Source organism: Peribacillus sp. P4_B1, assembly GCF_056402395.1.
This window is the reverse complement of record NZ_JBFUHM010000001.1, coordinates 36,830-57,414: the sequence shown is the minus strand read 5'-3', so window position 1 is coordinate 57,414 and position 20,585 is coordinate 36,830. Positions and strand designations below refer to the sequence as shown.

20 protein-coding genes and 1 pseudogene are annotated in these 20,585 nt (G+C 40.0%); all 21 read left to right on the top strand.

Annotation, left to right across the window (positions count from 1 at the left end):
• The first annotated feature begins 1 nt into the window (after position 1).
• The 21 genes and pseudogenes from flhB to rseP all read left to right on the top strand — a co-directional run bounded on the left by flhB (position 2) and on the right by rseP (position 20,349).
• The gene (flhB, locus tag AC1DVK_RS00265; protein WP_477625641.1) at positions 2–1,084 is read left to right on the top strand and encodes a flagellar biosynthesis protein FlhB; all 1,083 of its coding nucleotides are present in this window, start codon (positions 2–4) and stop codon (positions 1,082–1,084) included.
• A 40-nt stretch (positions 1,085–1,124) separates the two neighbouring features.
• Positions 1,125–3,161: a flagellar biosynthesis protein FlhA gene (gene flhA / locus AC1DVK_RS00260; protein ID WP_477625640.1), complete on the top strand. Its 2,037-nt coding sequence runs from the start codon at positions 1,125–1,127 to the stop codon at positions 3,159–3,161.
• Positions 3,158–4,306, top strand: coding sequence for a flagellar biosynthesis protein FlhF (gene flhF / locus AC1DVK_RS00255; protein WP_477625639.1), 1,149 nt, complete (start codon positions 3,158–3,160; stop codon positions 4,304–4,306). Before flhA ends, flhF begins: the two co-directional genes overlap by 4 nt.
• Positions 4,290–5,156, top strand: a complete 867-nt coding sequence (locus tag AC1DVK_RS00250) for a MinD/ParA family protein (RefSeq protein ID WP_477625638.1) — start codon at positions 4,290–4,292, stop codon at positions 5,154–5,156. The genes flhF and AC1DVK_RS00250 overlap by 17 nt, the downstream gene beginning before the upstream one ends.
• 10 nt (positions 5,157–5,166) lie before the next feature.
• Positions 5,167–6,263: pseudogene (locus AC1DVK_RS00245) on the top strand (protein-glutamate methylesterase/protein-glutamine glutaminase).
• Positions 6,264–6,283: 20 nt separating this feature from the next.
• The gene (locus tag AC1DVK_RS00240) at positions 6,284–8,326 is read left to right on the top strand and encodes a chemotaxis protein CheW (protein ID WP_477625637.1); all 2,043 of its coding nucleotides are present in this window, start codon (positions 6,284–6,286) and stop codon (positions 8,324–8,326) included.
• Between the two features lie 111 nt (positions 8,327–8,437).
• Positions 8,438–8,893, top strand: coding sequence for a chemotaxis protein CheW (locus AC1DVK_RS00235; protein WP_317776799.1), 456 nt, complete (start codon positions 8,438–8,440; stop codon positions 8,891–8,893).
• A 4-nt stretch (positions 8,894–8,897) separates the two neighbouring features.
• Entirely contained in the window at positions 8,898–9,536 is a 639-nt protein-coding gene (locus AC1DVK_RS00230; protein ID WP_477625636.1) for a chemotaxis protein CheC, read from the top strand.
• Complete coding sequence (locus AC1DVK_RS00225) at positions 9,529–10,032, top strand: chemotaxis protein CheD (protein WP_089362487.1); 504 nt, start codon at positions 9,529–9,531, stop codon at positions 10,030–10,032. The genes AC1DVK_RS00230 and AC1DVK_RS00225 overlap by 8 nt, the downstream gene beginning before the upstream one ends.
• A gap of 135 nt (positions 10,033–10,167) precedes the next feature.
• The gene (locus tag AC1DVK_RS00220) at positions 10,168–10,926 is read left to right on the top strand and encodes a FliA/WhiG family RNA polymerase sigma factor (RefSeq protein ID WP_477625635.1); all 759 of its coding nucleotides are present in this window, start codon (positions 10,168–10,170) and stop codon (positions 10,924–10,926) included.
• A 303-nt stretch (positions 10,927–11,229) separates the two neighbouring features.
• Positions 11,230–11,388 carry a hypothetical protein gene (locus AC1DVK_RS00215; protein ID WP_176431884.1) on the top strand — a complete coding sequence of 53 codons (159 nt, stop codon included), beginning with the start codon at positions 11,230–11,232 and terminating at the stop codon, positions 11,386–11,388.
• Positions 11,389–11,472: 84 nt separating this feature from the next.
• Positions 11,473–11,631 carry a hypothetical protein gene (locus AC1DVK_RS00210; protein WP_477625634.1) on the top strand — a complete coding sequence of 53 codons (159 nt, stop codon included), beginning with the start codon at positions 11,473–11,475 and terminating at the stop codon, positions 11,629–11,631.
• A gap of 139 nt (positions 11,632–11,770) precedes the next feature.
• Positions 11,771–12,409 carry a hypothetical protein gene (locus tag AC1DVK_RS00205; protein ID WP_477625633.1) on the top strand — a complete coding sequence of 213 codons (639 nt, stop codon included), beginning with the start codon at positions 11,771–11,773 and terminating at the stop codon, positions 12,407–12,409.
• 152 nt (positions 12,410–12,561) lie between these two features.
• On the top strand, positions 12,562–13,275 hold the full coding sequence (gene rpsB / locus AC1DVK_RS00200; protein ID WP_056526825.1) for a 30S ribosomal protein S2: 714 nt from the start codon (positions 12,562–12,564) through the stop codon (positions 13,273–13,275).
• 304 nt (positions 13,276–13,579) lie between these two features.
• Positions 13,580–14,464: a translation elongation factor Ts gene (gene tsf, locus AC1DVK_RS00195; protein ID WP_089362491.1), complete on the top strand. Its 885-nt coding sequence runs from the start codon at positions 13,580–13,582 to the stop codon at positions 14,462–14,464.
• 125 nt (positions 14,465–14,589) lie between these two features.
• On the top strand, positions 14,590–15,312 hold the full coding sequence (gene pyrH / locus AC1DVK_RS00190) for a UMP kinase (protein ID WP_061462434.1): 723 nt from the start codon (positions 14,590–14,592) through the stop codon (positions 15,310–15,312).
• A gap of 3 nt (positions 15,313–15,315) precedes the next feature.
• Positions 15,316–15,873, top strand: a complete 558-nt coding sequence (frr, locus tag AC1DVK_RS00185; protein ID WP_061462435.1) for a ribosome recycling factor — start codon at positions 15,316–15,318, stop codon at positions 15,871–15,873.
• A 400-nt stretch (positions 15,874–16,273) separates the two neighbouring features.
• Positions 16,274–17,047 (top strand): isoprenyl transferase, encoded by a 774-nt coding sequence (locus tag AC1DVK_RS00180; RefSeq protein ID WP_477625632.1) that lies wholly within the window; start codon positions 16,274–16,276, stop codon positions 17,045–17,047.
• A 25-nt stretch (positions 17,048–17,072) separates the two neighbouring features.
• Positions 17,073–17,870, top strand: a complete 798-nt coding sequence (locus AC1DVK_RS00175; RefSeq protein WP_061466022.1) for a phosphatidate cytidylyltransferase — start codon at positions 17,073–17,075, stop codon at positions 17,868–17,870.
• A gap of 42 nt (positions 17,871–17,912) precedes the next feature.
• Entirely contained in the window at positions 17,913–19,073 is a 1,161-nt protein-coding gene (dxr, locus tag AC1DVK_RS00170) for a 1-deoxy-D-xylulose-5-phosphate reductoisomerase (protein WP_061462437.1), read from the top strand.
• A gap of 7 nt (positions 19,074–19,080) precedes the next feature.
• Positions 19,081–20,349 (top strand): RIP metalloprotease RseP, encoded by a 1,269-nt coding sequence (gene rseP, locus AC1DVK_RS00165; RefSeq protein WP_089362493.1) that lies wholly within the window; start codon positions 19,081–19,083, stop codon positions 20,347–20,349.
• Positions 20,350–20,585 lie beyond the last annotated feature (236 nt).

Below are 20,585 nucleotides of genomic sequence, written 5' to 3'. Positions count from 1 at the left end.
TATGGAGAGGTTTCAGCTGGATTTACAGTTTTTCGCTGGTGAGAAAACCGAAAAGGCGACTCCAAAAAAACGTCAGGATTCGAAGAAAAAGGGTCAGGTGGCAAAGAGTCAGGATGTAAATACCTCTGTGAATTTAATTGCAGTGTTTTCAGTGCTATTGCTGATGGGGCCGTACATGTATAATCATTTGCTGGGTCTAATGAAAGAATATCTGCAACATTTTACATTGACTGGATTCAGCGAGGAGAATGTACAAATTATCATGATTGAGGTTTTAAAGGAGATGGGTCTCGTCCTTGGACCCGTTTTTGCTGCCGCGATAGTGGCTGGGGTATTGGCTAATGTCATGCAAATTGGTTTTTTGTTTTCGACTGAATCCATTCAGTTTAAACTTGAAAAACTGGATCCCATTAAAGGGTTCAAACGTATTTTTTCAATGCGGGCCATTGTTGAATTATTAAAATCCATTCTCAAAATATCTTTTGTTGGTTTTGTTGCCTTTTATGTACTATGGCAGCGTATGGGCGAGATTATGATGTTATCACAGATTTCTGTGGAAGCAGCGATGGCAACATTGGCGGATATTACGATTAAAGCAGGATTTTATGCTGCCGTGGCTTTATTGTTCATTGCTCTATTAGACTATTTGTATCAAAAATATGACTTTGAAAAAAACATCCGTATGTCCAAACAGGATATTAAGGATGAATATAAAAATTCCGAAGGGGACCCGCTTATCAAATCCAAGATTAAGCAAAAGCAAAGGCAGATGGCCGCTCAAAGAATGATGCAGGAAATTCCCAATGCGGATGTCGTCATCACTAACCCGACGCATTTTGCAATTGCTCTAAAATATGATGAAGATAAGGAAGAGGCTCCGTATGTAGTGGCAAAAGGCGTTGATTTTGTCGCTCAGAAAATTAAATTCATTGCTAAAGAAAATGATGTGATCATGGTAGAAAATCGGCCTTTGGCCAGGTCTTTATATGATCAAGCTGAATTAGGTCAAGCGATACCTGAGGAGTTCTTTAAGGCGGTCGCTGAAATATTAGCCTTTGTATATAAAACCAAAGGTAAACTGTAAAGAAGTAACAGGGTAACCCGCTAGTTAGGAGAGAAAAAACATGCGAGCAAGAGATTTAGTTGTTATTTCGAGCGTCATTATGATCGTTGCCATGTTGGTCATTCCATTGCCAACTTGGTTGTTAAGTATTTTACTCCTTTTAAATATCTCTCTTGCGCTGCTGGTTCTATTGACTACGATGAATATGAAAGAACCTCTCGAATTTTCAATCTTTCCTTCCTTGCTTCTTTTATTTACATTGTTCAGGCTGGGGTTGAACGTTTCGACGACCCGTGCCATTTTGACATATGGTGATGCTGGTGGAGTTGTAGAAACCTTTGGTTCGTTTGTAGTCGGAGGAAACGTGCTTGTTGGATTAGTTGTATTCATCATTTTGGTCATCATCAATTTCATCGTCATCACGAAAGGATCCGAACGGGTCTCGGAGGTTGCCGCAAGATTTACGCTGGATGCGATGCCAGGGAAACAGATGGCCATTGATGCAGATTTAAATGCTGGGATGATCTCCGAAAACGAAGCACGTGCCAGAAGGGAAAAAATAAGTAACGAAGCAGACTTTTATGGATCCATGGATGGAGCGAGTAAGTTTGTTAAAGGTGACGCCATAGCAGGAATCATCATTGTCATCATTAACTTGATTTTTGGTATGATCATTGGCATCATGCAATTGGACATGAGTTTTGGAGAGTCCGCCGTACATTTTTCTATGTTATCGGTTGGTGACGGTATCGTAAGTCAGATACCTGCCTTATTGATTTCCACAGCTACGGGAATCGTTGTAACCCGGGCTGCCTCAAATGGAAACCTCGGAGCGGATATTGTTGAACAGTTATTTCAATTTCCTAAAATGCTTTACCTGACAGCAGCGACCATTTTCCTTTTAGGATTATTCACTCCCATTTCCGACTTATTCACCATGCCGATTGCTGCTTTATTAGTCGTTGGAGGTTATACGATTTCAAGGATACCACAGCAGGACGAAAGTGAAATACAAGAAATGGAAGAAGTGCTGGAAACGGATGAAATGAAAAGTCCAGAAAGCGTCGTTAACCTTTTAAATGTCGACCCGATCGAATTTGAGTTTGGATATGGTTTGATTCCACTTGCGGATGCCAACCAAGGCGGGGACCTGCTGGACCGGGTCGTCATGATTCGCAGGCAGCTTGCAATTGAATTGGGGCTCGTGATTCCTGTCGTCAGAATACGTGATAACATTCAGTTGAATCCTAATGAGTATCGGCTGAAAATTAAAGGAAGTGTCATGGCAAAGGGGGAGTTGCTCCTTAATCATTTCCTGGCCATGAGTCCAGGGAACGAGGATGAGTCAATAGAAGGAATCGATACGATAGAACCATCCTTCGGTTTACCAGCCAAATGGATCACGGATGAAATGAAAGAACATGCGGAGATGATGGGTTATACGGTAGTAGACCCGCCAAGTGTAGTATCCACACACATGACGGAAGTCATAAAGGCCAATGCACAGGAACTATTGGGCAGGCAGGAAACGAAACAATTAATCGATCACCTCCATGAATCCTCACCTATACTAGTAGAGGAAGTCACTCCGAATCCCTTGTCTATAGGTGATGTTCAAAAGGTATTGGCAAAATTATTGAAGGAAAAAGTTTCTATAAGGAACTTACCGGTCATTTTCGAAACACTTGCTGATTATGGAAAGTTATCGACTGACACAGATTTGCTGACTGAATATGTAAGGCAGAATTTAGCCAGACAGATAACGGATTCTTTTATTGCGGATGAAAATAGAATTAAAGTCATAACATTATCGGGGAAAGTGGAAAAGACCATTGCCGATGGTGTGCAGCAAACCGATCATGGTAACTTTTTATCATTGGATCCAACTTTATCGCAATCCATATTGGAGGCAATTGCAGCCAAATTGGAAGAGCTGACGTTAATGGATCACCAACCGATCTTACTATGCTCTCCTGCGGTAAGGATGTATGCCAGGCAATTAACTGAACGTTATTTTCCAAATGTACCGATTCTTTCATACAATGAACTAGAATCGAATGTAGAAGTACAAAGTGTAGGGGTGGTGAATATCGATTGAAGGTAAAAAAATATTTGGCACCATCAATGAACGAGGCGATGAAGCGAATAAGGGGGGAACTAGGCAGTGATGCGGTCATCTTAAGTTCAAAGGCTGTGTATAATGGCGGTTTCCTAGGATTATTCAAAAAGAGGAGTATTGAAGTCATTGCAGCCATAGATCCGGTTTCCCAGCCTATCGAAACGATAGTGAAACAGAAATCGAAGAAGTTGCCATCGAAGCCGAAAATGGCAAGTCATATTAATGAAGGAAATAAGGAAAATGCCGATTTATTAAAAGAAATAGAAGGTTTGAAAGATATGATCAAGAGTATACAAATCTATTCACCTGATAGAGAATATCCGGGGAAACTGCAGAAAATCCACGATTACCTAATGGAGCAAGAAGTAGATATATCACTTCKGTCCCAAATCATGGATGTACTACTTGAGAAATGGTTCGTTTACAAACAACAATCAACGGATGAAGAGATTCAAGTTTGGTTGGAGGAAGCCATGTTCGGTATTTTGGAAAAGGTTGAAAACGGAAAACCCGGGCTCCAAAAAAAATATATTAATATTGTTGGTCCAACAGGTGTGGGAAAGACAACGACCTTAGCAAAAGTAGCTGCGGAAACCATGTTGAAGCATGATAAGAAGGTGGCATTCATTACGACGGATACTTACAGGATTGCTGCAATAGATCAGCTTAAGACATATGCGAAGATTTTAAACGTTCCGATCGAAGTCGCTTATAATTTGGAGGATTTCAAAAGGGCGACTGAACGTTTCTCCCATTATGATTATGTTTTTATAGATACGGCCGGGAGGAATTTCCGTAACCCGCAATACGTCAAGGATCTTAATGAAATTATTCATTTTACAGATGAGATGGAAACCTATTTAGTGTTGTCATTAACCTCAAAACAAAAGGATATGGAAGATATTTATCGACAGTTTGCTACCATACCGATTAAACAGGTCATTTTTACAAAAGCGGACGAAACCTCCACTTTCGGGGCGATATTCAATTTTATACACTCTCATAAAGTAGGAGCCGCTTATATAACGGATGGACAGAATGTGCCAGACGATATGGAAATAGCTACATCATCACAGCTTTTGAAAATGGCTTTTGGGGCTAAAAAATATGAAAGATCAAGCTGAGAACTTACGGAGAAGATTGGAAGCCCGCCATAATCAATCAATGTCCAGGACGATTGCCGTTTTAAGCGGTAAAGGAGGAGTGGGAAAATCAAACTTTTCCTTGAATTTTTCCATTGCCTTATCCCATAGGGGGAAAAAGGTCCTGTTGTTCGACATGGATATTGGTATGGGGAATATTGATATTTTGATTGGGGAACACTCCCCCTACAGTATTATCGATTTCTTTGAAAATGATTGTAGTTTAAAGGATATCATCACAGCAGGACCGGGGAATATTTCAATCATTAACGGCGGAACGGGACTGACGAATCTCTTTTCACTTGATGAAGATAAGTATACCCGTTTTAATGAAGAATTCAGTTTATTGTTGGCGAACTACGATTATATTTTATTTGACATGGGAGCAGGTATTACTCAGGATTCTATGAAATTCATGTTATGTGTGGATGAATTAGTCGTTATCACGACGCCTGAACCTACTTCTATCATGGATGCATACTCCGTAATGAAATATATTAATTCAGTAAATAAAGAGGTTCCGTTGTTCCTTGTTTGCAATAGGGTTTTTACGAGTAAGGACGGTAAAGAAGCGATTAAGCGGCTCCAAAATGCACTAGTGAAATTTTTGGGTCTGGAAACAGTTGCTCTAGGGTACTTACCAAACGATGGAATAGTATCAAAATCTGTTACCAAACAAATGCCCTTCATTCTTTTCGATTCTGAAGCAGATGTTTCCAAAGCTATTATGGACATTGCGTCAAGATATGCAAATCATTCATTTGGGGGAGAATTGACTTTGCAAAGAAGCCATTTCCTCCGAAATATGAAGAGATATTTTCTTGGAAAGTAGGTCTCCTTTCATGGATATGGTAAAAGTGCTGATAGTGGATGATTCTGCGTTTATGAGAAAGTTAATTTCAGAGTTTTTAACAGAAGATAGCAGAGTTGAAGTCATCGGGACTGCCAGGAATGGAAGAGATGCTTTAGATAAAATAAAGGCTTTAAAACCCGATGTAGTGACTTTGGATGTAGAAATGCCGGTTATGGACGGATTGGAAGCATTAAACCGGATCATGAATGAATGTCCAACCGCTGTAGTCATGTTATCGAGCACAACGAAAGAAGGAACGGAAAATACATTTGCTGCCATGGACAGTGGAGCTTTTGACTTTGTGGCTAAACCAACAGGTGCCATTTCATTGGATATACATAAAATTAAGACAGAACTCCTTGAAAAAGTTATGGCTGCCAGCAGGGCAAATGTTCACAAACTACAAAAAAATGCGTTGAATATGGAGATAAGCCCATCATTTTGGGAAAAATATAGTAAAATAGATTCAATAGTATCGACAAAAAAAGAAAAAAATAATAAAACATGGTCCTATAGAAACAGGAAGATAATAGTCATTGGTACATCTACTGGAGGTCCAAAAGCGCTTCAGACCGTCTTGACGGAACTCCCACTAGATATTGATGCGTCCATACTCATTGTCCAGCACATGCCCCCGGTTTTACAAAATCTTTGGCAACACGCCTGAATTCATTATGCAAGATTAAAGTGAAGGAAGCAGAAGAGGGTGAACTGATACAAAAAGGTGTCGCCTACATCGCACCTGGAGGTTTTCACTTAAAAGTGAAAAAAGTCGGAATGAGCTTGGCAGTCCTTTTGGATCAATCCGAATTGCGAAATGGACATCGGCCGTCGGTTGATGTGCTATTTGAATCGGTAAGTGAAATGAAGGATCTTGCGAAAATAGCCGTTATCATGACCGGGATGGGCATGGATGGGGCGGCGGGGCTTATTAAGCTGAAGCAAAGTGGTCCTTTAAAAGCTATAGCCGAATCACAGGAGACATCAATCATTTTTGGTATGCCGAAAGCGGCAATCAAAACCAATTTAATAGATTGCATAGAGGATGTAGAAAAAATAGCTAAAACGATAATAAGCTTTTGTTAACATATGGAGGTGGAGTTTGTATGGATATGAACCAGTATCTAGAGGTATTTATAGAGGAAAGTAAAGAACATCTTCAAACGTGCAGCGAACAGTTGCTGGTACTCGAAAAGAACCCGGAAGACCTCTCGATTGTGAACGAAATCTTTCGTTCAGCCCATACCCTTAAAGGGATGTCGGCAACTATGGGATATGAGGACTTAGCTAATTTAACTCATAAAATGGAGAATGTTTTGGATGCGATCCGAAACAGTCAAATCATCCTTACGCCTGAATTGTTTGATGTGATATTTTTAGCGGTTGATGATTTAGAAGCGATGGTCATGTCCATTGCTGAAGGTGGAGATGGAAAGAGAGATGTGAAGAGGGTTGTTCACCAGCTGGAATTGATTGGAAAAGGAGAGTCGCTAGTTTCTTCATCCAGTGCAGAGATTGCAGCAGCTTCTGTCGTTCTTGAAAAGGAGGAAATGACTGCGGGAAAGTATGATGAATTTGAATGGACAGTGCTTCAGCAGTCCAAAGATCAAGGCTTCAACAGCTTTGAAATTTCGATAGCTTTGCGTGAAGACTGTCTTTTAAAAGCTGCCCGGGTATTTATGGTATTTGAGGTGCTTGAAAAATCAGGTGAAATAATCAAGTCACACCCACCTGTTGAAGTTTTGGAAGAAGAGCAGTTCGATCAGCAATTTACAGTCACGATGGTATCAAAAGAATCGAGTGAAGAGATAAAGAAAAAAATCATGAAGGTTTCAGAAGTGGGTCACGTTGTTATAAATGACATTGATCTTGAAGGCTTGCGACATACCGCCAATGCTAAAGAGGATAAAGTTGCTGAAGTTCAGGAACAAGAGACAACCAATGCAAAGCTCCCAACTGATAATAATGAGAAGAAAAAACAGGCATCCTTTAAGCCGGCATCAAGCAAGACCATTCGGGTGAACATTGAGCGGCTTGATATATTAATGAATTTATTCGAGGAACTTGTAATCGATAGAGGCAGGCTTGATCAAATTTCTAGTGATTTGGATAATCAAGAATTGCATGAAACAGTTGAAAGAATGTCCCGTATAACAAGTGATTTACAAACAATCGTATTGAATATGCGGATGGTTCCCGTGGAAACGGTATTCAATCGTTTTCCTAAAATGGTTCGTCAATTAGCAAGGGATTTAAACAAGAAAGTCGATTTGGAAATCATCGGAGCTGAAACGGAACTTGATCGTACAGTCATTGATGAAATCGGTGATCCTCTCGTCCATTTATTAAGAAACGCCATGGACCATGGAGTTGAAACGCCTGAAGAACGGTTGGCGAAAGGGAAGAATGAAGATGGTAAAATCCTATTAAAAGCATATCACAGCGGCAATCATGTCTTCATTGAAATCGATGATGATGGTGCAGGCATCAATAAAGAGCGAGTCTTGAACAAGGCGCTTTCCAATGGGATATTAACTAAGGAAACTGCTGCCACTCTAACGGATAAACAAATCTATGAATTGATATTCGCTTCTGGTTTCTCAACAGCGGAAACCATTTCGGATGTATCGGGGCGCGGTGTGGGTCTGGATGTAGTTAAAAATACTATTGAGTCTCTCGGTGGATCCGTCACGATTGATTCCAGGGAGAACGAAGGGTCCATTTTCCTTATTCAGCTTCCACTTACATTGTCTATTATTTCTGTCATGCTGGTTGCAATCCAAAACGAAAAATATGCCATACCGCTTTCATCCATTATAGAAACAGCGATCATAAAAAAAGAAGATATCATGAATGCCCATGATCAACAAGTTATTGACTTCAGGGGGAAGGTGCTGCCACTTCTGTTCCTGAAAGATATTTTTGAAGTGCCTATCAGTCAGGTAGAAGAAGAGTTTCTCTCTGTGGTCATTGTAAGAAAAGGAGATAAATTAGCTGGGTTAGTCGTTGATTCATTTATCGGGCAGCTGGAAATTGTATTGAAATCACTGGGGAATTATTTAACAAGTGCATTTGCAATATCGGGGGCAACGATTCTTGGAGATGGACAAGTTGCTTTAATCATAGATTGCAACACATTGATTCATTGAATGATAGATGAAGAGGGCAAGGTAATGGGATGTTTGCTCGCCCGTGCCGCATTCAGGTTCTCGTTAAGGTTATACCTGTCATCATGAAGTTTTTTTAAAGGAGGGGAACGGATGTCGCAGGATATGAAAGTAATCGTTTTTCAAATTAAGGATAAAGAATATGCCATTCCGGTGGAAAAGGTCAGAGGTATCGAAAAGCTTCTGCATATTACCAGAGTTCCAAAGGCTGTTCAGTTTGTTAAGGGAGTCATAAATTTAAGGGGTGTTATCACTCCAATCATTGATTTACGGGTACGTTTTGGTTTCGAAGAGGTGGCTTATGATGAATCAACAAGGATCATCATCGTCATTTTGGATGATATGGAAGTTGGGTTGATAGTGGACTCTGCCAATGATGTTTTGGATATTCCGGTGGATAGTATCGAGCCGCAGCCTGAAGTTGTGGGACATTTAGCTTCAGAATACATAAGCGGAGTGGCTAAAATTGAAAAGCGTCTGCTCGTCCTGATTAATTTGGAAAAGGCTTTAAGTCTAGAAGTGACTGAAAATATGTTAAAAGAAGGATAATCACATGTCGTTCATTGAGAAAGTCAATCTTCTTCAGCTCGATATTTTGAAGGAAATTGGCAATATAGGTGCAGGCAACGCAGCAACGGCTCTTTCTGCCATCCTTAATAGGAAAATTGATATGAATGTTCCAAATGCCCGGGTCGTTTCCTTTGATGAAATGATGGAAATGGCTGGCGGGGCCGATCACGTCGTTGCCAGCGTTTTCCTTAGAATAGAAGGAGATGTTTCCGGGAGTATGTTTTTTATCCTTTCGCTTCAAGTGGCTGAATACTTGATTCGTCAAATGACTGGTGATGGAACCTTTTTGATAGATTCCACACCCTATACCGAATTGGCACTCTCCTGCCTTTTGAAATTAGGGAATATTTTATCTGGATCCTATCTTTCTTCACTTTCCGATTTCACTCGATTGAATATCTATCCATCCGTACCGTCATTGAGCATTGATATGGTAGGGGCCATAATCAGTTATGGTTTATTGGAATTATCTCAAGTAAGTGACACAGCCATTGTCATTGATACTGTACTTGAAAAAGATCAGCATTTTGCTGAATCCATTGACGGTCATTTCTTTCTTTTACCTGATCCCGGATTTTTTGATACCATTTTTTCCGCTTTAGGAGTGTCACTTAATGACTGAATTGATAAAGGTCAAGGTTGTGAAGGTTGGAATAGCGGATATGAATATTATAAAACCTCCATATTCGATTCGTACTTCAGGGCTGGGATCATGTGTTGGTGTTGTGGTATATGACCAAAAAAAGGGGATTGCCGGTTTGGCTCACATTATGCTGCCTGACTCTTCACTCGCTAAATCAGGACAGATCAACGCTGCCAAATTTGCAGATACGGCGATAAAGGAATTAGTGCAGCTTTTAGTAAATGAAGGAGCAAGAATTCGATTCCTAAAAGCGAAGTTGGCTGGTGGTGCGCAAATGTTTCAATTTGCTTCAGGAGGAGATTTAATGAGAATAGGACCCCGAAATGTGGATGCTGTCCGGAAAGAGTTATCTGACTTGCGCATTCAAGTCGTTGCAGAAGATATAGGCGGTAATAGCGGGAGAACGATCGAGTTCAATTTGAACGATTGTTTACTGAATATACGGACCGCTAATAAAGGGACAAAAAACATATAGTAACGATTAGGCTTTACTTAAAAAGAACAGCTGAAAATATGACAGGTACACTTGCAATCAAATTATTGTTGCATTTATGGCCTTCAAGAGCAATTTTGATCACAAGACGTTTTTATAATGTAAGGAGGATGTCCAATGTCTCGTCTGACCATCGAAGAAGAGCAGATATATTGGAAAAATTGGGTTGATTGCAGGGATCCGCAAGCTGGGGACATTTTAGTTAAGAAATACACCCCTCTCGTATCGTATCATGTTCAACGCATTTCAGTAAGCCTTCCTAAAAATGTGAGCCGGGATGATATAAGGAGTTTAGGGATGATGGGATTATTCGATGCCCTGGAACGTTTTGATACGAAGCGTGACCTGAAATTTGATACATATGCTTCATTTAGAATTCGTGGTGCTATTTTAGATGGATTAAGAAAAGAGGATTGGCTTCCACGGAGTGCAAGAGATAAAGCCAAGAAAATTGAATCTGCAATAGAAAAGCTAGAACAGCGATATATGAGAAACCTTTCTCCAAACGAGATTGCTGCGGAATTGAATATACCGGAAGATGAAGTATATGCTGCGTTAAATGGGAATTTCTTTGCCAATGTACTTTCGATGGATGAAAATCCCCAAGAACAAGACGACAAAGAAAGCACGAATTTTCATATTAAAGATGAAAAGGCGGATTTACCTGAGGAACATGTTTTAAGGGAAGAACTGTATGTGGAATTAGCCAAAGTCATAGAAACGCTTAATGAAAAAGAACAGTTGGTTTTACAACTTTTTTATAAAGAAGAACTGACATTAACCGAAATCGGACAAGTGATGAGCCTATCTACGTCTCGGATATCCCAGATTCACTCGAAAGCGATATATAAATTAAGAAACTCGATGCAAAATTAAAAGAATTAATCATATTTTATTTGAAAAGGGAATGGAGCCAGAGATGCATCCTGTTGATCATAGATCCGGTTGAACGAAAAATGCCTTCTTTAAAGTCAGGGGCAGCCTGAAAGGACTTAGGAACCCATCACTTCAATAAATGTTTCGAAATCACAGAATTTCGAACTGAACTTAGTCACGAAGAGCAGTTCAAGTGTCCCTTACTCCATTGTAAGGTAATCATAAATATTATTAAGAAGTCCAATGAGAACTCACTTTCAGCTCGGTTTTGTTGGTTATTGGAAATGGAAAGGCGGTTTCCATATGAGTTTAAAAGCGATTGAGATGCAAATTGCAATCCCACGAACACAGGATGCAGGGAAAATCCAAGAGCAATCAACAAAAGAATTTAATCCAACAAGATCATGCTGCCCATCAAGTCCAAAAGGATTCAGAACGAAAACAAAGGACCGTTGTAGGTGAAGAACGAAAGCTTCCGGCCCATTTTTATGAAAAGGCTCTTTTCGTAAAGATTGTTGTTTTTAAAACGAAACTATTTAAGGTTGATTGGAGCGGAAGTGTGAGACTCCTGCGGGAGCAGCGGGACAGGCGTTTACGCCGAGGAGGCTCACTGCCCGCCCCGCGGAAAGCGAGCATCTGGAGGGGAAATCAACCACAACTCACTACCTGGTAAATAGCAACAAAGTATGTGAAAACAGCCTATGAAAAAGAAAGAAATGCAGACAAGGGACAGTCTCAAAAAAAATATAAACAGAAAGAAATCCCCCAAAAAACAACATTGAAAAATGATCCCCATCCGTATAAAGGAAACTGGATTGACTATTCCGGTTAATTAGGAGGCAACATGTCAATATTTTTTATGTTTCTGTTGTTTGTATTAAATATATTCACCATTTTCGCCATCATCGTTTTATATCTTCGGCAAAACCGTTTAAGTAAGGTGGAAAAAGACCAAAAAGCCATGATTGAGGAAATGGACCAACTTTTGTCCGGTTTTTTGATTAAGATGAAACAGGACAACCGGATATTGGTAAAGGCATTCACCAATTCGGTTGCAATGGATTCCGAGCATGATCAAAAAATAAAAGAACATGGCGCAATTAGAGAAACCATGAAAGATAAAGAAGTAAAACAAGAACAAAACATGCTGAAAGAGTATAAAGAGGGAAGAAGTGCCGCGGCTAAAAAGCAGGCGACCAACGCTTACAAAATAATGCCTGAAGACGATGAGGATAATGCTTTACCCGTAATAGTTGAGGACAAATTGGAACTTTCATCAGCTGCCACCACCCTTCCGAACGAGGGGAAGGCGACGGGTAAAGAATTTGCGGACATGTTAAAGGCCTCGGTAAATGAACATTCATTAAATGAACAAGTAGATATGTTAGCTGATCAAGGTCATTCAATTGAAGAAATCGCCAAAAGGTTAGGTCGCGGTCAAACGGAAATAGAGCTATTACTAAAGTTTCGCATGAATAGATAGATATTACTTGATTGAGAAGAATCATTATGGTATATTATGAAATGGTGTTAATACACACGCCCCGTGATTCTTGCAGATGGTGCTGTTTCGACAGTTTCTGTATGAAAATGATCGGTGCGGAGGAAAAACAAAACCATTTAGGAGGAACTAAAATGTCAGTCATTTCTATGAAACAATTGCTTGAAGCTGGTGTGCATTTCGGACACCAAACACGTCGCTGGAACCCGAAAATGAAGAAATATATCTTCACTGAGCGTAACGGCATCTACATCATCGACCTTCAAAAAACAGTTAAAAAGGTTGAAGAAGCTTATAACTTCGTGAAAGAACTAGCTGCTAACGGTGGAACTGTTCTTTTCGTTGGTACTAAAAAACAAGCTCAAGAATCTGTTAAAGAAGAAGCTATCCGTTCTGGTATGTACTATGTAAACCAACGTTGGTTAGGTGGAACTTTAACAAACTTTGAAACAATCCAAAAACGTATTACTCGTCTTAAAGATATCGAAAAAATGGAAGCAAACGGAACTTTCGAAGTCCTTCCTAAAAAAGAAGTTATCCAACTTAAAAAAGAATGGGATCGCTTAGAAAAATTCTTAGGCGGAATTAAAGATATGAAGACTCTTCCAGATGCGATCTTCGTTATCGACCCTCGCAAAGAGCGTATTGCTGTTGCGGAAGCACACAAATTACACATTCCACTTGTAGGTATCGTTGATACAAACTGTGATCCGGATGAAATCGATGTAGTTATTCCTGCGAATGACGATGCAATCCGTGCTGTTAAATTATTAACAGGTAAAATGGCAGATGCTATCTTAGAAGCTAAACAAGGCGAAGAAACAGCAACTGAAACAACTACTGCTTAATAAGCAAAAAAGGTTGCTTATTCAGTAAGAAAAAAGGTGATAAGAGGATAATGCCTTTTATCCCTTTTTTTTGCACTAAATAAGCGTACATAAATCACTGTACGGAATGTTTTTTAAAAGGTATAGTCGATTTTTAAGGAAAAGAAATCATTAAGTATTTAGTTCCGTCAAATTGACTGACTAAGTGGATGGCTTTTCTGGAATATTGCCTTTGCTGTTATTTTCTTTGATGATAACAAGTATTTTTTGGTAAAAATGGGTAAAGATTGAATAAACTGCATTTAATTTGAGGAGGATATATATTATGGCAATCACTGCACAATTAGTTAAAGAATTGCGTGAAAAAACTGGTGCCGGTATGATGGACTGTAAAAAGGCACTTGTACAAACAGAAGGCGATATGGAAAAAGCAATCGATTTCCTACGTGAAAAAGGAATTGCAAAAGCTGCTAACAAAGGCGACCGTATTGCTGCTGAAGGTTTAACTTCAATCGTTGTAGAAGGAAACCAAGCGGTTATTCTTGAAGTGAACTCAGAAACAGATTTCGTTGCAAAAAACGAAGGATTCCAAACACTTGTTAAAGACTTGGCTTCATTCCTTCTTGCTAACAAACCTGAAAGCGTTGAAGTTGCTCTTGAACAAACAATGGAAAATGGAGAAAAAGTTGCAGATCATATCAATGCTGCAGTTGCTAAAATCGGAGAAAAATTAACTCTTCGCCGTTTCCAAGTTGTTACTAAAACAGATAACGACGCATTTGGTGCATACCTTCACATGGGTGGACGTATCAGCGTACTATCAGTTCTTGAAGGTACAACTGACGAAGATGCAGCAAAAGGCGTTTCAATGCACATCGCTGCAATTAACCCTAAATATATCTCTCGTGACCAAGTCGATGCTAGTGAATTAGATCGCGAACGCGAAGTTCTTACTCAACAAGCGCTTAACGAAGGTAAACCAGAAAAAATCGTTGCAAAAATGGTTGAAGGACGTATCAATAAATTCTACGAAGAAATCTGTGTAAACGAACAAGCTTTCGTTAAAAACCCTGATCAAAAAGTGGGACAATTCGTTGAATCAAAAGGCGGAAAAGTCCAATCATTCGTTCGTTATGAAGTAGGGGAAGGTCTTGAAAAACGTCAAGAAAACTTTGCTGAAGAAGTAATGAACCAAGTTAAAAAAGACTAATTGTCAGATAATTAATAATAGGGAACACTCTGGTGTTCCCTATTTTTTGAAATGTCATGAATTTTTGGTAATATTGCAAGAAAGCATGATGAACGAATGAAAAGATTACATAGTTGGAGGTTCTCATGAGTAGCGCTAAATATAAACGTGTAGTTCTAAAATTAAGTGGCGAAGCATTAGCCGGTGAAGAAGGATTTGGAATTAACCCTGCAGTAATTAAATCTATTGCTGAACAAGTCAAGGAAGTGGCTGAGCTTGATGTGGAAGTGGCTGTTGTGGTTGGCGGCGGAAACATTTGGCGCGGCAAAATAGGCAGCGAAATGGGCATGGATCGTGCTAATGCCGATTATATGGGGATGCTGGCTACAGTCATGAACTCATTGGCGTTACAAGACAGCCTTGATCAGCTTGGAATTGAAACGCGTGTACAAACTTCCATCGAGATGAGACAAGTTGCAGAACCATACATTAGACGACGTGCAATCAGGCATCTAGAGAAAAAGAGAGTGGTGATTTTTGCAGCTGGTACAGGTAATCCATACTTCTCAACGGATACCACTGCCGCCCTGCGTGCTGCTGAAATTGAAGCTGATGTCATCTTGATGGCGAAGAATAATGTGGATGGCGTATACAATGCAGATCCGGTTAAGGACAAAAATGCAGTGAAGTATGATAAGCTTTCCTATCTTGATGTGATTAAAGAAGGCTTAGAAGTAATGGATTCGACCGCGTCCTCACTATGCATGGACAATGATATTCCATTGATCGTCTTCTCGATTATGGAAAAAGGTAATATTAAACGAGCCGTACTAGGCGAAACGCTTGGAACTATTGTAAGGGGGAAATAAAAGATGCCGAAACAAGTTATTTCGAATGCGAAAACGAAAATGGAAAAAGCCATTGGAGCGTATACACGTGAATTAGCCAGCATCCGTGCCGGAAGGGCAAATGCCTCATTGCTTGATAAAATCTCGATTGATTATTATGGTTCGCCGACACCGGTTAATCAGGTGGCTGGTATTTCTGTCCCGGAAGCTAGGCTTTTAGTCATTCAACCATATGATAAAACGGTATTGGGTGAAATCGAAAAAGCGATTTTGAAATCAGACTTAGGTTTGAATCCTTCTAATGATGGTTCAATCATCAGGATAGCCATCCCCGCGTTAACTGAAGAACGCAGAAAAGAACTTGTGAAAGTTGTTAAAAAAGAAGCGGAAGAAGCGAAAATAGCTGTCCGTAATGTGCGTCGCGATGCTAATGATGATTTGAAAAAGCTTGAAAAAAATGGTGAAATCACTGAAGATGACTTACGTGGCTATGCTGATGACATCCAAAAGATGACAGATGGCAATATCACGAAAATCGATGATATTACAAAAGATAAAGAAAAAGAAATTTTGGAAGTATAATTTTACTTAAAGAATTGATTAAATAAAGAGGGCCGAATCCATACTGGGTCATGTCTTGATTCTAACATATAGGTGTGCTTAAAAGAGAAAACTGTTATAATAAGGTTTCTCCGATAATGATTACTCCTTGAGTTAGTATGTTGCATGCAAACGTTGGAGGTGGTCCTTTTTTTGCATTTTTCACGGTAATCATAACCGGTTTTAGAAAAAAAAGAAGTAATGATTTCTCCCTTTCTAGCTTCTAATGAAGAAATAATTTTCATAATAATAATATGAGAACCAGTTTTTTTTTGATATTATGATATAGATTCTTTTTAAGCGGCAGAAAGCTTGATATACATAGTGCACGGTAACTTTGCCTTTGTAGAGAGATAAGTACAACCTGATGGGGGACTAACATATGTATTCACTATGGAAGCGTTTAGTTAAAAAAGATGCTTCTTCCGATGTAACTAATAGGATTCAGCATATTAAACAGTTTGATGTTCCTCAGCATATCGCCATCATTATGGATGGAAACGGCCGCTGGGCCAAAAAGCGTGCATTGCCACGTGTGGCAGGTCATCATGAAGGAATGAAAACCGTTCGTAAAATTACGAAAGTTGCCAATAAATTAGGGGTCAAAACTTTGACAGTCTATGCGTTTTCCACTGAAAATTGGAAACGCCCGAAAAGTGAAGTCGACTTTTTGATGAAGCTTCCCCAGGAATTTCTTGGGACATTTTTACCCGAGCTCATTTCTGAAAATGTAAGAGTTGAAACGATCGGGGACCTGTCACTCATTCCCTCACATACTCAAAATGCCGTTAAACGGGCAATGGAAGACACGAAGGATAATGATGGGATGATTCTGAATTTTGCCCTGAACTATGGAAGCCGTGGGGAGATTGTATCTGCAGTGAATAGCATTATTCAAGATGTTAAGAATGGTATAATAAAGGAAAATGCAACTGAGGAAATTATATCCAGTTACCTGATGACCAAACATTTGTCGGATCCTGATTTACTGATCCGTACAAGTGGTGAAATCCGTTTGAGTAATTTCATGCTTTGGCAGGCGGCTTATACTGAGATGTGGTTTACAGAGGTGCTATGGCCGGATTTTAGTGAGGGGCATTTATTGCAGGCAGTTGAGGAGTATCAAAAACGTTCACGAAGATTCGGTGGCGTTTAATTTAGAAGGCGAGGAAAATGGAATAATGAAACAACGAATTATAACGGCGGTCGTAGTTGCCGCTATCTTCATTCCACTAGTCATTTTAGGGGGAGTTCCCTTTTTACTGACAGTTTATCTGTTAGGGTCCATTGGTTTGTATGAACTGATGAAAATGAAAAATTTACGCGTTGTATCTTTTGAGGCGTTACTTTCTCATATATTATTGTGGGTACTTTTATTGCCTAATGAACATACCGCTTTTTTAGCAGAAATAAATTACGATAAAGTGCAAGTCTTCTTAATCGGGGTTTTGCTGCTGTTACTTTATACAGTTGTTTCTAAAAACCGTTTTACTTTTGATGACGCAGGCTTTTTAGTGATTTCAATCTTATACTTGGGAATGGGTTTCTACTTCCTATTTGAAACACGTGACGCTTTAGGACTGGGTCTGATTTATATCTTGCTTACCCTATTCACGATCTGGGCAACCGACTCCGGAGCTTACTTCATAGGTAAATCACTTGGTAAAAGGAAGCTATGGCCAGAAATAAGTCCAAACAAGACTGTGGAAGGATTTATCGGCGGGTTATTTTCTGCGATGGTTGTGGGTGTGCTATTTTACATCTTCTCGAGTCTTGACTACACGTTATTACAATTATTATTGATTTCATTAATCATTGGGGTATTCGGCCAATTGGGGGATCTCGTCCAATCGGCGTATAAACGTCATTATGGGGTTAAGGATTCCGGCAAGCTTCTCCCGGGACATGGCGGAATTTTGGACAGGCTTGATAGCTTGATATTCATTTTACCGATTTTGCATTTATTGCATGTTTTATAATCTAAAAATAGGCAGTGTTATATGAATTAGGAGATGAGCAACTTGAAAAACATCAGCCTTTTGGGCGCGACAGGTTCGATTGGTCAACAAACAGCGGATGTGGTGAGGTCACATCCTGACCAATTCAAGATAGTGGCTCTTTCTGCTGGAAAGAATATAGAATTGGTCAGGACTTATATACAAGAGTTTGAACCGAAACTAGTTTCGGTCCAGACGGAAGAAGACTATCATGTTTTGAAAAGTGAATTCTTCAGCCGCAAAGATATCGAGTTCATGTATGGCGATGAGGGACTGTCTGCTGTTGCTGTATATGATCAGGCGACAATATTGGTCAATGCCGTCATCGGAAGCGTGGGCCTTTATCCGACGCTTCAAGCGATAAAGGCTAAAAAAGATATTGCTATCGCCAACAAGGAGACTTTGGTAACGGCAGGTCATTTGGTCATAAGTGAAGCTAAAAAAGCGGGGGTTCGTTTGCTTCCGGTTGACAGCGAGCATTCCGCTATTTTTCAGGCATTGCAGGGTGAAAAGGAAAAAAATATAGAACGTCTTGTCATTACTGCTTCAGGTGGCAGTTTTCGCGATCGGACCAGGGAAGAATTGAAGGATGTAACGGTGGAAGAGGCATTGAACCATCCGAACTGGTCAATGGGAGCTAAAATCACGATTGATTCAGCATCAATGATGAATAAGGGTTTGGAAGTGATTGAGGCCCACTGGCTATTTGATCTTCCATACGATAAAATTGATGTATTGCTACATAAGGAGAGTATCATCCATTCCATGGTTGAGTTTCATGACTCCAGCGTGATTGCACAACTGGGAACACCGGATATGCGAGTGCCGATTCAATATGCACTTACTTATCCGGACCGTATTCCGTTGGCAGGACGCAAGCGCCTGAATTTGGCTGAAGCAGGCAAACTGCATTTTAGCGATATGGATTTCACTAGATATCCTTGTTTGCAATTCGCCTATAAAGCGGGTAAAATGGGCGGAACGATGACTACCGTGCTGAATGCCGCCAATGAAGCGGCAGTCGCTGCTTTCTTATCTGGAAAGGTATCCTTCCTTGAAATTGAAACGTTAATTGAAAGAGCGCTGAATCAGCATTCCGTGATGGCCCTTCCGGATTTAGAAACGATTCAGGAAGTGGATAATATGACAAGGCAGTATATAGAATCTTTAGTGAAAGATAGGTGACCGGAACATGCAGACTTTAGAAACGATTATAGCGTTCATCATCATTTTTGGCGCTCTTGTATTTTTCCATGAGCTTGGACACTTAGTGTTTGCAAAGCGTGCCGGAATTTTATGCCGTGAGTTCGCAATCGGTTTCGGCCCAAAAGTATTCACATATAAAAAGAAGGAAACCGTTTATACCATTCGATTGCTTCCGCTGGGCGGGTATGTGCGCATGGCTGGTGAAGATGCAGAGAATATAGAATTGAAGCCCGGCTATCGAGTAGGATTGATGTTTGATAATGAAGAGAATGTTACAAAAATCATTTTGAACAATAAAGATAAATATCCTGATATTCGTCTTGTGGAAGTTGAAGTGATTGACCTTGATCATAAGCTTATCCTTACTGGTTATGAAGAAGGTGAGGAAGATAATCTAAAAACGTTTACCATTCATGAAGAAGCGGTAATCGTTGAAAATGGTGTAGAGAACCAGATTGCTCCATATGACCGGCAATTTGCTTCAAAGTCGCTTGGGCATCGTTTCCTGACGATAGTAGCTGGACCAGCAATGAACTTTGTTTTGGCTTTTGTCATTTTTGTGTTGATCGGCCTGTTTCAAGGGGTCGTGGTGGATGAAGCGAAACTTGGTGAGCTGACTGCAGACGGTTCGGCTGTTAATGCCGGGTTAAAATCTGGTGATGTCATTCAATCCATAGAAGGGACGGAAGTCTCATCTTGGGAAGATGTTCAGGAAAGCATTCAAAAGAACCCTGGGCAAGAGATCGAGTTTGTCGTGGACAGGGACGGGAAAACGTTAGAAGTGCCGGTCATTCCACAAGAAGTGGAGAGGAATGGCAAGAAAATCGGGATTATCGGAGTTTACCCTCCAGTTGAAAAAGCACCGATTAAAGCTATACAATACGGTTTTACGGAAACATATTTTTGGACAAAACAAATTTTCATCATCCTTGGTGACCTCGTAACAGGTGGATTTACAATTGACAGCCTATCCGGTCCTGTAGGAATATATAAATCAACTGAAGAAGTAGCGAAACAAGGTTTATTCACGTTAATGAAATGGGCAGGGCTGCTGAGCATTAACTTGGGAATCATGAACTTGCTGCCGCTACCGGCATTGGATGGAGGAAGACTGTTATTCTTTGTTGTCGAATTCTTAAGAGGAAAACCGATCGATCGCCAAAAAGAAGGAATGGTTCACTTCATCGGCTTTGCTTTGCTGATGTTATTGATGATAGTCGTTACATGGAATGACATTCAGCGGTTCTTCTTATAAGACATGTTTGGATAAGGTAAAACAGGCCAGCAGATTTTTCTGTTGGCTGTTTCTTATCTCCAAGAAGGAATAGTCATTTCCTAGTTTTTTAACCGTTTTAGGGAAATAGTTTGTTTTCTAAGGAAATCGTAAGTATAATCGAGAATGAGTATATTAAATTAGCTTTTCTGAATAGCGCAGAAAGACTTTTTTGTATGATATGACCGTATTCATGCTGCAGTATGAATTTTACCGCA